This window comes from Oceanibaculum sp., assembly GCF_022449305.1.
Lineage (GTDB): Bacteria > Pseudomonadota > Alphaproteobacteria > Oceanibaculales > Oceanibaculaceae > Oceanibaculum > Oceanibaculum indicum.
The window spans coordinates 34,958-49,664 of the sequence record NZ_JAKUSO010000024.1 but is presented as its reverse complement, the minus strand read 5'-3'; the positions used below and the strand labels follow the sequence as shown (position 1 = coordinate 49,664).

At 66.2% G+C, this 14,707-nt stretch carries 16 protein-coding genes and 1 pseudogene; 5 read left to right on the top strand and 12 right to left on the bottom strand.

The window, feature by feature from the left end; genetic code table 11:
* A partial coding sequence (locus MK313_RS09450) for an efflux RND transporter permease subunit (RefSeq protein WP_287781112.1) occupies positions 1-725 on the bottom strand: 725 nt, incomplete at its 3' end.
* Positions 726-746: 21 nt separating this feature from the next.
* Complete coding sequence (locus MK313_RS09445; RefSeq protein WP_287781110.1) at positions 747-1,910, bottom strand: efflux RND transporter periplasmic adaptor subunit; 1,164 nt, start codon at positions 1,908-1,910, stop codon at positions 747-749.
* A gap of 218 nt (positions 1,911-2,128) precedes the next feature.
* Here MK313_RS09445 and MK313_RS09440 point away from each other — a divergent pair, with 218 nt between their 5' ends.
* Complete coding sequence (locus MK313_RS09440; RefSeq protein ID WP_287781108.1) at positions 2,129-2,761, top strand: TetR family transcriptional regulator; 633 nt, start codon at positions 2,129-2,131, stop codon at positions 2,759-2,761.
* A 206-nt stretch (positions 2,762-2,967) separates the two neighbouring features.
* A complete protein-coding gene (locus MK313_RS09435) occupies positions 2,968-3,354 on the top strand; it encodes a tautomerase family protein (protein ID WP_287781106.1) in 387 nt (128 codons plus the stop codon).
* A gap of 21 nt (positions 3,355-3,375) precedes the next feature.
* Here MK313_RS09435 and MK313_RS09430 read toward each other — a convergent pair whose 3' ends face one another.
* Entirely contained in the window at positions 3,376-3,963 is a 588-nt protein-coding gene (locus MK313_RS09430; RefSeq protein ID WP_287781103.1) for a hypothetical protein, read from the bottom strand.
* A gap of 62 nt (positions 3,964-4,025) precedes the next feature.
* Positions 4,026-4,673, bottom strand: coding sequence for a LysE family translocator (locus MK313_RS09425; protein ID WP_287781101.1), 648 nt, complete (start codon positions 4,671-4,673; stop codon positions 4,026-4,028).
* 69 nt (positions 4,674-4,742) lie between these two features.
* On the opposite strand from MK313_RS09425, the gene MK313_RS09420 reads away from it, so the two are divergent.
* A complete protein-coding gene (locus MK313_RS09420; RefSeq protein WP_287781099.1) occupies positions 4,743-5,576 on the top strand; it encodes an AraC family transcriptional regulator in 834 nt (277 codons plus the stop codon).
* A gap of 102 nt (positions 5,577-5,678) precedes the next feature.
* On the opposite strand, the gene MK313_RS09415 is transcribed toward MK313_RS09420, so the two are convergent.
* The gene (locus MK313_RS09415; RefSeq protein ID WP_287781097.1) at positions 5,679-6,287 is read right to left on the bottom strand and encodes an NAD(P)-dependent oxidoreductase; all 609 of its coding nucleotides are present in this window, start codon (positions 6,285-6,287) and stop codon (positions 5,679-5,681) included.
* Positions 6,288-6,403: 116 nt separating this feature from the next.
* Between MK313_RS09415 and MK313_RS09410 the strand changes: the two genes are divergently transcribed.
* Together MK313_RS09410 and MK313_RS09405 are read left to right on the top strand one after the other, a co-directional pair.
* Positions 6,404-6,769 (top strand): winged helix-turn-helix transcriptional regulator, encoded by a 366-nt coding sequence (locus tag MK313_RS09410; RefSeq protein WP_008946096.1) that lies wholly within the window; start codon positions 6,404-6,406, stop codon positions 6,767-6,769.
* 24 nt (positions 6,770-6,793) lie between these two features.
* Complete coding sequence (locus tag MK313_RS09405) at positions 6,794-7,774, top strand: SMP-30/gluconolactonase/LRE family protein (RefSeq protein WP_287781092.1); 981 nt, start codon at positions 6,794-6,796, stop codon at positions 7,772-7,774.
* A 2-nt stretch (positions 7,775-7,776) separates the two neighbouring features.
* Here MK313_RS09405 and MK313_RS09400 read toward each other — a convergent pair whose 3' ends face one another.
* The 7 genes and pseudogenes from MK313_RS09400 to MK313_RS09370 form a co-directional block, all read right to left on the bottom strand.
* The gene (locus MK313_RS09400) at positions 7,777-8,262 is read right to left on the bottom strand and encodes an RNA pyrophosphohydrolase (RefSeq protein ID WP_287781090.1); all 486 of its coding nucleotides are present in this window, start codon (positions 8,260-8,262) and stop codon (positions 7,777-7,779) included.
* 28 nt (positions 8,263-8,290) lie between these two features.
* Positions 8,291-9,544, bottom strand: a complete 1,254-nt coding sequence (locus MK313_RS09395; RefSeq protein ID WP_287781088.1) for a divergent polysaccharide deacetylase family protein — start codon at positions 9,542-9,544, stop codon at positions 8,291-8,293.
* 169 nt (positions 9,545-9,713) lie between these two features.
* Entirely contained in the window at positions 9,714-11,042 is a 1,329-nt protein-coding gene (locus tag MK313_RS09390) for a S41 family peptidase (RefSeq protein WP_287781085.1), read from the bottom strand.
* Entirely contained in the window at positions 11,039-12,424 is a 1,386-nt protein-coding gene (locus MK313_RS09385) for a murein hydrolase activator EnvC family protein (RefSeq protein ID WP_287781083.1), read from the bottom strand. The genes MK313_RS09390 and MK313_RS09385 overlap by 4 nt, the downstream gene beginning before the upstream one ends.
* The gene (gene gpmI, locus MK313_RS09380) at positions 12,411-14,030 is read right to left on the bottom strand and encodes a 2,3-bisphosphoglycerate-independent phosphoglycerate mutase (protein ID WP_287781080.1); all 1,620 of its coding nucleotides are present in this window, start codon (positions 14,028-14,030) and stop codon (positions 12,411-12,413) included. Before gpmI ends, MK313_RS09385 begins: the two co-directional genes overlap by 14 nt.
* Positions 14,031-14,133: 103 nt before the next feature.
* Positions 14,134-14,592 (bottom strand): 23S rRNA (pseudouridine(1915)-N(3))-methyltransferase RlmH, encoded by a 459-nt coding sequence (gene rlmH, locus MK313_RS09375; protein WP_008946104.1) that lies wholly within the window; start codon positions 14,590-14,592, stop codon positions 14,134-14,136.
* Between the two features lie 8 nt (positions 14,593-14,600).
* Positions 14,601-14,707 (bottom strand): annotated as a pseudogene (locus MK313_RS09370) (ribosome silencing factor); the annotation flags it as partial.

Below are 14,707 nucleotides of genomic sequence, written 5' to 3'. Positions count from 1 at the left end.
AGACGGCCCGGTGAGATGACGGAATAGGTATAAGGCTGTGGATCGACCATCGGCGCCTGGCCGAACTGGCCGGCAGCGAACTGGGAGTTCTGCTCGCGGATGGCGGCGGCCACGTCGCTGGGCGTCATATTGTACTGCGCCAGCTTGTCGGGGCTCAGCCACACCCGCATCGCATAATCCTTGGCGCCGAAGATCTGCGCGTCACCGACACCGTTGATGCGGCGCAGCTCGTCAACCACGTTCAGCAGCGCGTAGTTCGACACATAGACCGGGTCATAGCGCCCGCCCGGCGAGGACATGGTGATGACCTGCAGGATCGAGCTGGAGCGCTTGGTCACGTTCACGCCAAGGCGCCGCACCTCCTCCGGCAGGCGGGACAATACCGCCTGCACGCGATTGTTCACGTCGATGGTCGCCTGGTCGGGATCGGTGCCGATCTCGAAAGTGACGGTCAGCGTGAGCGAGCCGCTGTTCGAGGCCGAGGAGCGCATGTAGATCATCCCCGGCACGCCGTTGATGTTCTGCTCCAGCGGGGCAGCCACCGTTTCGGCGATCACCTCGGCATTGGCGCCGGGATAGCTGGCCGAGACCACCACATCGGGCGGCACGATGTCGGGATACTGGGCAATCGGCAGGGAGCGCATGGCCGCGAGGCCCGCCAGCACGATCACGATGGACAGGACCGTCGCGAAGACCGGCCTGTTGATGAAGAAACGCGAGATCATGATTTTCGTCCTGACTGCCGGCTACCGGTTGCCGGCCTGGGCCTGCTTCTGACCGCCCGGCTTCTGATCGCCTTGTTTCGGCTCCGCAGGGCGCACCTTCTGGCCCGGGCGCACCTTGATGACGCCCTCGACGATCACCCGGTCACCATTCTTCAGACCCTCGCGGACAAGCCAGCGATCCTCGATGGCCCGGCCGATTTTGATCGGCCGCGGCGTGGCGGTATTCTCGCCATCCACGACATAGACCATCATGCCCTGCGGTCCCTGCAGCACAGCCGCCTGCGGCACCGTCACCGCATCACGCAGGACCATGCCCTTTACCATGACGCGCACGAACTGCCCCGGCATCAGGTCGCTGCCGGGGTTGGCCACGACCGCGCGGTTGCGGATCGTGCCGGTATTCTGGTCGATGGTGCTGTCGGTGAAATCGACATAGCCGGCATCGGCCACAGTGCTGCCGTCCGACAGCCTGAGATCGACGCGCAGCCGCCCGTCGGCCGGCTGGGTCAGCGCGCCGCTTTCGCGCATGTTGCGCAGTTGCAGCGACTCGGCGTCCGGCACCGCGAAATTCACATAGACCGGATCGAGCTGGCTGATCCGCGTCAGCAGGCTGGAATCCTGCCCCGTACCGACGAGGCTGCCTTCGGAGACTGCCTCAAGGCTGGTCACGCCGCTGATCGGCGCCTCGACCCGCGTATAGTCCAGGTTGATCCTGGCCGTGCGCAATTCGGCCCGGGCGCCGGCGACCGTCGCCTTCGCCAGCTCCAGCGTGGAGAGCGCCGAATCACGCTCGCGGGCACTCACCGCGTTGCGTTCGAACAGCGAGGATATCCGCTTCCACTCGCGTTCCGCCTGGGCGAGGTTGGCCTGCTGCTGCTGAAGCATCGCCTCCGCCTGCGCCAGCGCCGCCTCGTAGGGCGCCGGATCGATGAGGAACAGCAGGTCGCCCTGCTTCACCTTCTCGCCCTCGGTATAGGTCCGCTCCATCAGGATACCGGAGACCCGGGCCCGCACCTCCACCTCCCGCGAGCCGGCGACACGGCCGGCATATTCATAGGACACGGGGATGTCCCTGGTCTCGACGGTCGTCAGCAGCACTTCCGGCGGCGGCGGTGCCGCCTGTGCGCCGCCATTCGCCTGCTTCTGCTCCTCACAGGCCGCGACGGAAAGACCGAGAGCAACCATGCCGGCCGCAATCGTGAAAAGACGAAAGGAGCGTCCTAGCGTCCCCTGCATGGTTCACCTGCTTCGATAGACAAAATGATTTCTGGCTTTTGCGACCCGCCGCGCTGTCCGCATCACAAGCGTTGCGCGGAGTTTATGCGGAAATGATTGCATTCGCTACGTCGGGCAATATATACATTCTTGGATGTATGTAAAGCGGCAAGAAAGAAAAAAATACGATGGTGCGGAGGACGAAGGAAGAGGCTGAACAGACCCGCGACCAGATTCTGGACGCGGCGGAAATCCTGTTCTTTGAGCGTGGCGTGGCGCACACCTCGCTGGAGCAGATCGCGCGCGCCGCCGGCGTGACGCGCGGTGCCGTCTATTGGCATTTCCGTGACAAGGCCGACCTGTTCGAGGCGATGCAGCAGCGCACCCGCCTCCCGCAGGAGGATGTGCTGGAGGAACTGGCGGAGAACGGATCATCGGACCCGCTGGCGACCCTGAAAGACTCGTGCAAGGGCGCGCTCGCCACCATCGCGCGGGACGAACGCCGCCAGCGCGTGTGCTGCATCCTGCTGCACCGCTGCGAATATGTGGAGGAGATGGGCGAGCCAGCGATGCGCCAGCTGCGCAACAAGGAACATATGATCGCCCTGCTGATCCGCATCTTCGAGACCGCGCATAAGCTGGGCACGCTGGCCCCGCGCTGGACGCCGCTGACCGCGGCACTGGGGCTGCACGGCCTGATGCAAGGGCTGATCAGCGACTGGGTGAATGGCACCATCCCGCACGATCTGGCGGAGTACGGCCCGGTCTGCGTCGATGGCTTCTTCGCCGCCGTCGTGGCAGCACCAGCAATGGCTGATTAGCCGCTTGCACCCGGAAAAAACCGGTCCTAAAGTCTTTGCCATGTTCATGCAGCGCACTGCCCGTACCGCCCGTAAAACCCGCACCTTCGGTGGGGGCGGCGGCGCTTTGGGATAACCTTAAGACCTGCATGCAACCCCCACCGCCAGCCGGTGGGGTAAAGGAAAAAACCCTCTCCGGCGCGCGATAACCCCCGAGAGGACAGACAATGCCCAACACACTCATCGCCACGCGGTCCGGCTGGATCAGGGACCCCTATGCCGTCATCGACGCCGTCCATGACGCATTGCAGGAAGCGCTGAAGATTCCCGAATGGGACCGCACGGTGCGACTGATCGAGCATGAGCCATCGCACTTCGCCATCCCGTCCGGGCGCGGCCAGAACTACACCATCGTCGAGGTGATGCTGTTCGCCGACCGCTCCTTCGAGGCGAAGCGCGCGCTCTATCAGGCCATCGTACGCAACCTCGGCGCGCTGGGCATCGCCGCCACCGACATCAAGATCGCCCTGATCGAAAGCCCGATGGAAAACTGGGGCATCCGCGGCGGCACGCCGGCTTCGGAAGTCGATCTCGGCTTCCCGGTTGCGGTGTGATTCTGGGTCGCCCCCTGCCCCTTAGCCTGCCGACTTCGCCATCACCATCGCGTACAGCATGGCGAAGGACAGCAGCAGATTGAACCGGCCGGCCAGCAAGGCGGTGCGCGCGGCGCGCTGCTTCTGCGCCGGCTCGGCCAGCACGATGCCCAGCGCCTTCTTCTGGTTCGGCCAGATCACCAGCCAGACATTGGCGGCCATGACCAGTGCCATCCACATGCCGATGCCGATCATGGTGTGGCGCGGACCGGACCCGTCCAGCCCCAGCGTCCACAGGGCCGGCAGGTAGCCCGACAGCATCGCCGTCACCAGCCCCAGAACCACGGTCGCCACCGCCGACCAGCGGAACCAGAACAGCGCCTTCGGCGCCACGAACCGGGCGATGGTGGGCCGGCTCTCTTCCGGCATCGCCGCCAGTGCCGGTATCTGTACCAGATTGAAGTAATAGAGCAGCCCGACCCACAGCAGCCCGGCCAGCACATGTGCCCAGCGGAAGATTCCCGCCCAGAAGGCCTGGTCGAATGCCGGCGCCCCCAGGAACACCAGCAGGATTGTCAGGACAAGCCCCAGCATCAGCGTCGGGTGCAGGCTGGCGAGCGGGTTCTTCATGGTGCGATCTCCCTCAGTTGTCCGCCACCCTACAGAAGAGCGGCCAAGGACGCACCGCTTGCTTATCCGAACGCCGCCCAGAAGGTGGTGAGCAACAGGATGGCGGCAAAGGCGATGTTGAGCAGCCGCGAGGCCAGCGGGTCGCGCAGCAGCCGGGACAGCGACACGCCGGCCAGCAGCCAGACCGTATGGATGGCGACGATCAGAAGGCTGAGCACCGCCAGCTTCGCCAGCGCTTCCAGCAGCGGATCGGCGAACGGCAGGGACGATCCGGCAAACACGGCGCTGATCGCCAGATAGGCCTTCGGATTGGCAATCCCCAGCAGATAGCCGCCGAGGAAGGAAGGCGCGCTGCCCACCGCCTGCCCCTCCACCGGCCCCGCGAGCGGCGGCGCGGTGGCGATCCGGTAGGCAAGGTAGAAGATATAGGCCAGCGATGCGGCCAGCAGGAAAGGCGCCAACCTTGGCTCCGACATCAGCATGGCGACGATCCCGGCCGCCACCGCCAGCAGCACCGAGACCGTACCCAGATTTATACCCAGCACATAGGCTATGGAGCGGCGCAACCCGAAGGCCGCCCCCACCGCCGTCACGCTGAGGGTGGAGGGGCCGGGCGTGCCCATCACCGCCAGCGCGGAGAGCAGCAGCGCCAGCACGGAGGGCCAAAGCTCGGGAGCGGGGGTGAAAAATGAAACCGACTGCGTCAGCATCGCGCATCCTGCTAGACTGTTGAGATGCGACACAGTTTGCCCCCTCCCGATGGACGCTTTCTTGAAGGCTTGTGCGCGCCACCGCCCGGAGTTGTCCGCAAGCATGGGGAGATCACCGTCGGTGCCGGCGGCGACGGGATCGAGCGCATCGAGGCGCGGTTTTCGGAAAAGGCCTTCTCGCCGCACCGCCATGACAGCTACGCCATCGGCGTCACCCTGGCGGGCGTGCAGAGCTTCCGCTATCGCGGCGAACAGCGGCACTGCCTGCCCGGTCAGTGCCTGATCCTGCACCCGGACGAGCTGCATGACGGCGAGCCGGGCACCGAGAACGGCTTCCGCTACCGCATCGTCTATATCGACCCGGCGCTGGTCCAGCAGGCACTGGACGGAAGCCCCCTGCCCTTCGTCGCCGACCCTGTGCTGCGCACGCCCGGCATCGGTGCGGCGCTGCTGGCCGACGCGCTGGACATGGAGGATGCGGTGGACGAGTTGCGCCGTGTGGATATCGGCACAGGGCTGGCGCGGTTGCTGCGCGCAGCATCCGGCACGGAGCGTTCAGGCACCGCACTGCTGGACCTGCCGGCCCTGCTGCGGGTGCGCGAGCAGATCGCCGCCGACCCCGCCGGCCGTCATTCCGCCACCGCGATGGAGCGCCTTTCCGGCCTCGACCGCTGGACACTCGCCCGGCAGTTCCGCGCGGCCTTCGGCACCAGCCCCAGCCGCTTCCGCACCATGCGCCAGCTCGACCGGGCACGGCGGCTGATGGTGGCCGGCACACCGCTGGCCGAAGCCGCGCTGGAGGCCGGATTCGCCGACCAGAGCCACTTGTCGCGCCAGTTCAAGCGCGCCTATGGCATGACGCCCGCCCGCTGGCGCGCAGCGCTGGAGCAGACTACGGCATGACCCAGCTGCTGCCGCTTTCCTGCCGGATCGAGACCACGCGCCTGTTCTCCCGCCCGAGAGGGCGGGAGATCGTGCAGTGTCGCTACAGGCTGGCCAATGGCCTTAATAGCCAACGGTGAAGCGCTGGTGCGGATGGGCCGGCTTTTCCAGCTCATCCACCAGAGCCACCGAGAAATCCTCGAAGGAAATCGTGCTGCCCTTCTCGCCGACGAGCAACTGGTCCTTGCCGAGACGAAAGCTGCCAGTCCGCTCACCCGGCACGAACAGGGCCGAAGGCGACAGGAAGGTCCAGTCCAGCTTGTCCTGGGTCCGCAGGAAATCGAGGAAACCGGCACCGGCGGTGGCTTCCTGACGATAGGCTTCCGGGAATTCCGGCGTGTCGATCAGCCGGACGCCAGGCGCGACCTCCAGGCTGCCGGCACCGCCAACAACCAGATAGCGCCGGGCGCCAGATTCCTCGACCGCCTTCACCAGGGTCGCCGGATCGCTGGTGCGGAACGGCACCGCGCTGATAACAGCCTCGCAACCCTTGATTAGGGTGGCAAGGGCGAGCGCATCATTCACATCCCCCGTCCGGGCCGTGACGCCCTTGCGACCGGATAATTTTTCCGTGTTACGGGCGATGGCAGTAACCGTGTGCCCACGACTGAGAAGCTCGTCGAGAATGCGGGAGCCAACCTTTCCGGTGGCGCCGATCAATGCGACGTTCATAAGCGACATTCCTTACGTTTAGAGATATAAGTTTCGAATAGATACCAAATGCGATTTATATATCCTGGTGTAAAGAAGGCACTTACACCTCATTAGATTACCTGGAGGTTACCGTTATGCTGCCCCCGAACACCTACTCGTCCGACTGTCCGACACGTCTTCTCCTGGACCGGATTGCCAACAAATGGACCGTGCTCGTGCTCAGCCTGCTCACGGTGCAGACCTTTCGTTTCAACGAATTGCGCCGGCAGATCGAAGGCATCTCGCAGAAAATGCTGTCGCAAACCCTGCGGAGCCTGGAGCGCGATGGGCTGATCAACCGCAAGGTCATTGCCACCGTTCCGGTGACCGTCGAATACAGCATCACGCCACTCGGGCGCACCCTGTCGGTAACCGTCGATTCGCTGCGGCTGTGGGCTGAAGAGCATTTCAGCGATGTGCTAGCCTCCCAGCGCCGGTACGATAGCGCCGGACAAGACTAAAAAAAGAACCGACAGGAGGACTTCATGAGCGACCAAAGGGGCGACACGCCGCTTAGCGCCGGCTGGCGCGATCATCCGCGCTATCCCGATCCCGCCATCCACACGCTCGATCCGCGCTTCGAGAAATACCGCATCTTCAGCGCGGCGGTGGAGCGGCTTCATACCGGCTGCCGCTGGTCGGAAGGGCCGGTCTGGTTCGGCGACGGGCGCTATCTGCTGTGGAGCGACATCCCCAACAACCGCATCCTGAAATGGGAGGAGGAGACCGGCCAGGTCTCGACCTACCGCCGCCCGACCGACTTCGCCAACGGCCATACCCGCGACCGGCAGGGGCGGCTGATCACCTGCGAGCATGGCGGGCGGCGCGTCACCCGCACGGAATATGACGGCAGCATCACCGTGCTGATGGACAACTGGCAGGGCAAGCGGCTGAACTCACCCAACGATGTGGTGGTGAAATCGGACGGCTCGATCTGGTTCACCGACCCGCCCTTCGGCATCCATGGCAATTACGAGGGCAACAAGGCGGAGCCGGAAGTCCCGCAGGCGGTCTATAGGATCGACGGCCAGACCGGCCAGGCCAGCATCATCGCGGACGATGTGCTGGGGCCGAACGGGCTGTGCTTCTCGCCTGACGAGAAAATCCTCTATATCGTCGAATCGCGCGGCCAGCCCTACCGCAAGATTCTGGCCTATGACGTGACTCCCGACGGGACGGGCATCCGCAACAAACGGGTCTTCGCAGACGCCGGCCCCGGCGGCACGCCGGACGGCATGCGCTGTGATGTGGACGGCAATATCTGGGCCGGCTGGGGCATGGGCACGGCGGAACTGGACGGCGTCATGGTGTTCGCGCCGGACGGCACGCCGATCGGCCGGATCGCCCTGCCGGAGCGCTGCGCCAATGTCTGCTTCGGGGGCCTGAAGCGCAACCGGCTGTTCATGGCGGCCAGCCAGTCGCTCTACGCGCTCTATGTGAACACGCAGGGCGTGGCCGGCGGCTAGGCCTAGCCCGCGATACGCAGGGAGGGCGGAATCTTCGCCAGCAGCTCGTCCATCACCTGCTGGTAGAGGGCGCGCTTGAACGGCACGATCAGCGACGGCACGGTCGCCGAGGGCGCCCATTTCCAGTCCATGAATTCCGGGTGCTCGGTTTCGATGTTGATGTCGGCGTCACTGCCGAGATAGCGCAGCGCGTACCATTTCTGCCGCTGCCCGACATAGCGCCCGCCCCACAGCCTGTCGCGCAGCCCTTCCGGCAGATCGTAGCGGTACCAGTCATCGCTTTCGGCCAGCACTTCGGCCTTGTCAGTGCCGATCTCCTCGCGCATTTCGCGGAACAGCGCGGTTGCCGGGTCCTCGCCCTCGTCGATGCCGCCCTGCGGCATCTGCCAGGCCTCGCTCGGCATGTCGATACGTCGGGCCACGAAGATGCGCCCGTCATGGTTGATCAGCATGATTCCCACGCCGGGCCGGTCGAGATGGTCGGGCACGCTTCTGCGCTTTCGCTCTTCCCTAACCTCAACCTCTCGCGCGGCGTTCCACCGTGGCGGTGATCGGCGCCAGCACCAGCCCCTTGGCGGCCAGGGTCGGCAGCCAGGCGCGCAGCCGCTCTAGCGTCACCGGATAGGGATGGCCGATGCCGACCGCCGATCCCGAGCTGCGCGCCAGCCGCTCCAGATCGGCCAGCGCCCGGTCGATGGCGATGCGGCTGGCCTCGTCATCCAGGAACCGGCTGTTCACGCTGTAAGGCAGATCGATGTTCGCCGCAACCTGTGCCGCCAGGCTGGTCGAGGCGCGCTTGCTGTCGAGATACATCAGCCCGCGATCCTTCAGCGCCTGTAGGATCGGCATCAGCGACTGTTCCGAGGTGGTGAAGCGCGACCCTTCCAGATCGACAACGCCGACATAGCCGGTGAAGCGGCCCAGCGCCCATTCCATGCGGTCCAGATTCTCCACCGGGCTGAGGCTGGTCAGCAGAGTCTGCGGCCCCGGATCGCTCTGCGGGAAGCTGATCGGCTCCATCGGCAGGGCCAGCATCACCTCATGCCCGGCGGCACGCGCCATCGGTATCCATTCCGTCAGCCGGCTGGCATAGGGCGTGAAGGCCAGGGTGACTTCCGAGGGCAGATCCTGAATGGCGGCCTCTGTCGCCGCGCCGGACAGGCCAAGGCCGGTAATGGCGATGGCGATGCGCGGGCGCTGTTCCGTCGGGGCGAACGGATGGGCGTAGGCACGCCAGGCCGTCAGCCCGCCCTCGCCGGTCTTCGGCAGCAGTCCGTGCGGCGTGTTTTCGATCAGCGCCGGATTATGCGCCAGCGCCACCTGGCGGCGCTCCGGCGCGGGTTCGGCCGGTGCGGGTTTCGCGGGAGCCGCCGCTGCCGGAGGTGTGGTCGCTGGAGTGGATGGGGCTGGTGCCGACGGTGCGGCTGCCTCCGGCGCGGATGCTGGCGGGCTAGCAGCCGGAGTCTCGGCTGGCGCCGGTTGCGCGGGAGGCGTTGCCGCCGCCGGCGCTTCTGCCGTCTGCTGCGCGGGTGCAGGCGTCTCCGTTGGTGCGGTTGCAGCCGGCGGGGCCGGGCGCGGCTGGCGCTGTTCCGGCGGGATGAAGGACAGGGTGGCGCGCGGCATGCGCAGGGCCCGCTCCGCGGCGGTATCCGGCCCCTTGGCCGCCAGCCAGGCCCCCAGCGCGCCAACGCCGCCGATCAGCAGCATAAGCACCAGAAGCTGGCCCAGCCTGCCAGTCAGCGCCGCACCCAGGCCGCGCTTTTCCGCCACCGCCGCACTGGGCCGGCCAGCCAGCGGCTCACGCGCCGCCTCGGCGTCAGCTTCGTCTTCGTCCAGCTGGTCCTCGAAAGGCGGCGGGTCGTCATCAAAGGAAGCACCGCCGCTCTTGCCGGAGCGGCGGCGTCCCAGGAACGGCAGTTTGAGGCTCGGGAGTTTCAGCTCAGTTCACCGCGCGCTTGTTGAACATATGAAGCCCCCGCAACAGATCGACCGCCCGGATCAGCTGGTAGTCATTGTCATCGCCCAGCGTCGGGGCCGGCGCGGCTTCCGGAGCAGGCGCGGCCGCCGGATCATTCTGGTTCGCCGGCGCCTGCTGCGGCTTCAACGTGTCATTGTTCAGCGCGCCACGCAGATCCGCCTCGCTGCGCCGCTTGCTCTCGTCGATCAGGTCGATGCGCGCGGCCGGCACCTGCAGGTCCGGCTCGATACCGACGGCCTGGATCGACCGGCCCGACGGCGTGTAGTAGCGCGCCGTGGTCAGCCGCATCGCGCCATGGCCGGGCAGCGGGATGATGGTCTGGACCGAGCCCTTGCCGAAGGATTTGGTGCCCAGCACCAGCGCGCGCTTGTGATCCTGCAGCGCGCCGGCGACGATTTCCGAGGCCGAGGCGGAGCCGCCATTGATCAGCGCCACGATCGGCAGCCCGTCGGCAATATCGCCGCTCTTGGCGTTGAAGCGCTGGCTGTCCTCGGTGCGGCGACCGCGCGTCGAGACGATCTCTCCCTGATTCAGGAAGGAATCACTGACCGAAATCGCCTGGTCCAGCAGGCCGCCCGGATTGTTGCGCAGGTCGAGAACGATGCCGATCAGGTCCTTGCCCTTCTCTGCCCGCAGATCGGCAATCGCCTTTTCAAGGCCGGACTGGGTCTGCTCGTTGAAGGTGGTGATGCGGATATAGCCGATATTGTCGATCGCCCGCGACCGCACCGAGCGGATGCGGATCACATCGCGCTTGATGGTGACCTCGAACGGCTCCTGCGCGGCACGGCGGATCGTCAGCTTGATCTCGCTGCCGACACGGCCGCGCATGCGCTCGACCGCCTCCGCCAGCGTCAGGCCCAGCACCTGCTCGCCATCCAGATGGGTAATGAAGTCGCCCGGCTGCAGGCCGGCGCGGAAGGCCGGCGTCTCGTCGATGGGTGAGACCACCTTCACCAGCCCCTGCTCCATCGTCACCTCGATGCCCAGCCCGCCGAACTCGCCACGGGTCTGCACCTGCATGTCCTGATAGGATTTCGCCGTCAGATAGCCGGAATGCGGGTCGAGCGCCGTCAGCATGCCGTTGATTTCCGATTCGACCAGCTTCTCATCGGTCACTTCCTCGACATAGTCGGCACGCACCCGCTCGAACACTTCGCCGAACAGATTGAGCTGGCGATAGGTTTCCGACCGCTGGCCGGTCTGCGCCATGGGGGCGATGGTCCCGGCTGCATAGAGCCCAATCGCGACGACCGACGTGGCAAGCGCGATGCGGGAAAGATACTTCATCCTCTGATCCTATCAGTACGTGCTGCCAGCCATGGCAGCGGATTTATCGGCTCACCGTTGCGGCGCAATTCAAGATAGAGTTCCTGCGCATTTTCGCCATCCCTTCCCAGGCCCCCCACCGGTTCCCCGGCCAGGAGGTACTGGCCAACGACGCTGTCTATCCTGCCCAGACCCGCCAGCAGGCTATGATATCCATTGCCGTGATCGATTATCAAGATTTGCCCGTAACCCCGGAATTTTCCAGCATAAACCACCTGCCCGTCGAACGGGGCTACGATCACCGCCTCGGGCCGGCCGGCCAGCACGATGCCGCGCGCGGTCCCGCCGGGTTCGCTGCGCTCGCCATAGCCATGCACCAGCTTGCCCTGGACGGGCGGTGTCAGCGCGCCCCGCGTCAGGGTGCGCGGCGCACCCGACGGCGGCTCCAGCACCACGCGCGGCGCCGATGCCGGGGGCAGCGCGGCGACGGCGCTATTCTGGCTCCCCGCACTCTGGCCACCAACCGGCGGCTTCAAGAGCGGCACCGGCATGGCGGCCGCACGTCGCGCTGCCGCCTCTGCCCGCTTCGCCTCGGCGAGACGGCGTTCTTCCTCCGCCTTGCGCTGCGCCTCGCGTTCCGCCTCGATCTGGCGCAGCAGGTCGCGCAGATCGTTGGCCGAGTCCGACAGCCGGCTGACCGTGCGTTCCAGCCGGTCGCTTTCCGCCTCGGTGCGGCCCGCCAGACGACGTCGGTCAGCCGCCAGCGATTCCAGCTTCTTGCGTTCCGACAGCAGCGATTGCCGCGCCGCCGCCAGGCGCTTGCGCTCCGCCGCGATTTCCGCCTGCAGGGCCTCAACCTCTTCCAGCTCCGCACGCAGCGCCATCGCCGATTCCTGGACCTGCGGCAGGGCAGCGCGCAGCAGGATGCCGCCGCGCACCGTGTCCAGCGGCGCCGAAGGTGAAGCGATCATGGCTTCCGGCGGGCGGCGCGACAGCCGCTGCAACCCGGCCAGCAATGCCGCCACCTCGGCATCGCGACCCTGCAGTGCGGCGCGCTTGCGGTTGGCCTCCCGTGTCAGCTCACGCAGCGACTCCTCGACGCGCGACAGGATTGCCTCCTGCTCCTGCAGGGATTTCGCCACCTTGATCGCATCGGCGCGCAGTGCTTCCGATTCAGTGCGCAGCTTCTGCGCCTCGCGCTCCAGCTCTGCCTTGCGGCGGGCATCGCGCTCCAGCGCCTGCTCGATGGCTTTCAGCTTGCCATCGGGCGCGGGCTGCGGAATCGGTGCCGATTGCTGGGAAAAAGCCGGCCCTGCAAGAGAACCGGCGAGAAATAGGGAAAGCGCCGCCACCACGAGGCAGCGGCCAGAAAGCGTGCCGCGGGAGGCGTTATGCCGTGGCACGGGCCTCCGCCTCGGCCTTTGCCGCCCCTTTCGACGATGCCGTCAGGGTCAGTAGCGAGCGGCCGGTCATTTCCTCCGGCTGCGGCAGGCCCAGCAGTTGCAGCAGCGTCGGCGCGACGTCGGCCAGGATGCCGTCCTTCAACCCGACAGCCTCCTTCGGGCCATTCACCAGGATCGCCGGCACCAGATTCAGCGTGTGCGCCGTGTGCGCCTCATGCGTGTCCGGGTCCTGCATCATCTCGATATTGCCGTGGTCGGCGGTGACCAGCATGACGCCGCCGGCCTGCTGGATCGCCGTCTCCAGCCGGCCAAGGCTGGCATCAACGGTCTGCGCCGCCTTGATTGCGGCCTCCAGATTGCCGGTATGGCCGACCATGTCGCCATTGGCGTAATTCACCACGATCAGATCGAAATCGCCCGAGCCAATGGCTGCCACCAGCTTGTCGGTCAGCTCCGGCGCCGACATTTCCGGCTGCAGATCGTAGGTCTTCACCTTCGGGGACGGCACCAGGATGCGGCTCTCGCCCGGAAATTCCGTCTCCACGCCGCCATTCAGGAAGAAGGTGACGTGGGCGTATTTCTCCGTCTCGGCGATGCGCAGCTGGCGCAGGCCGGCATCGGACACCACCGCGCCCAGCACATTCTCCAGCGTGCCCGGCGCGAACAGGCAGAGCATGAACTTCGCCAGCGCCGAGGAATATTCGACCATGCCCAGCACCGCGCCGAGTTGTGGCACACGGGCACGCGAAAAACCGTCAAAGGCGGGGTCCAGCAGCGCGGTCAACAGCTCGCGGGCGCGGTCGGCGCGGAAATTCGCCATCAGCACGCCATCGCCATCGCGCATGCCCGCATAGCCCGCGATGCTGGTGGGTGCCACGAACTCGTCCGTCTCGTCCCGCTCATAGGCGGCCTTGATGGCCGCCAGGGCGTTATCCGCCGCATTGCCCTTGCCATCGACGGTCACTTCATAGGCCTGCTCCACCCGGTCCCAGCGCTTGTCGCGGTCCATCGCGAAGAAGCGGCCGGAAACGGTGGCGATGGTCGCCGCATCGTCCAGATCGGCGAGGAACTTCTCCATATAGCCGAGCGCGCTCTTCGGCGGGGTGTCGCGCCCGTCGAGGAAGGCGTGGATCTTCACCGCCACACCCTCAGCCGCCAGCAGCTTCGCCAGTGCCACCATATGGTCCTGATGCGAATGCACGCCGCCCGGCGAGACGAGGCCCAGCAGATGGCAGGCGCCGCCGCTCTGCTTCAGCGACGCAATGAATTTCGCCAGCTCCGGATTCTTCGCCAGCGATCCGTCGGCAATAGCCTGGTCGATGCGCGGCAGCTCCTGCATCACCTTGCGGCCGGCGCCGAGATTCATGTGGCCGACCTCGGAATTGCCCATCTGCCCGGAAGGCAGGCCGACATGCAGTTCCGACGCGTTCAGAAGGGAACGCGGGCAGCTTGCCATCAGCCGGTCCCAGACCGGCGTTTTGGCCAGCAGGATACCGTTATTCTCGCGCTCCTCGCGATAGCCCCAGCCATCAAGGATGCACAGCACAACAGGCCCGCGCGGTTTCGGCAGGCGACGGGAATCGGGGGAATGGGTCATATCGTTCATGGCGTCAATATAGGCCTCTGGAGCGCCCCCGCACAGGGGCAATCTGTGGGGCAATCTGTCGCAAAACAAGGCATTTCCAACGTTTTACCCTATCAGCGATGCCCTACTCGCGATGGTAGGGATGACCGGCCAGGATCTGCTGCGCCCGGTAGAGCTGTTCGGCCAGCATGCCGCGCACCATCATGTGCGGCCAGGTCGCCCGCCCGAAGGCCAGCAGCAGATCGGCCTGCCGCCTGACATTCTCGTCCAGCCCGTCGGCACCGCCGATGACGAAGGCGATGTCGCCGGTGCCGCCATCGCGCCAGCCGCCCAGCGTGGCGGCCAGATCGGCGCTGGAAAGGTCGCGCCCGCGCTCGTCGAGGGCTACCAGCCGGGCGCCGGACGGCACCGCTTCCAGCAGCAGGGCCGCCTCGCGCGCCATCATCTCCGGCGCCGGCAGCTTCGCCTTGACCTCCATCTCCTTCAGAACGACCGGCCAGCGCGAGCGTTCCGCATAATGCCGGTACAGATCGCGCAGGATACCGGGCTTCGCCTTGCCGATAGCGGCGATGGTGACGCGCACCTACCGGCTCAAGCGGTCACGGCAACGGTGCTGATCTCCGCCGCGGCCGGCACTTCCAACCCCCACATCTTCTCCAGATTGTAGAAGGCGCGGACTTCCGGCCGGAACAGATGGA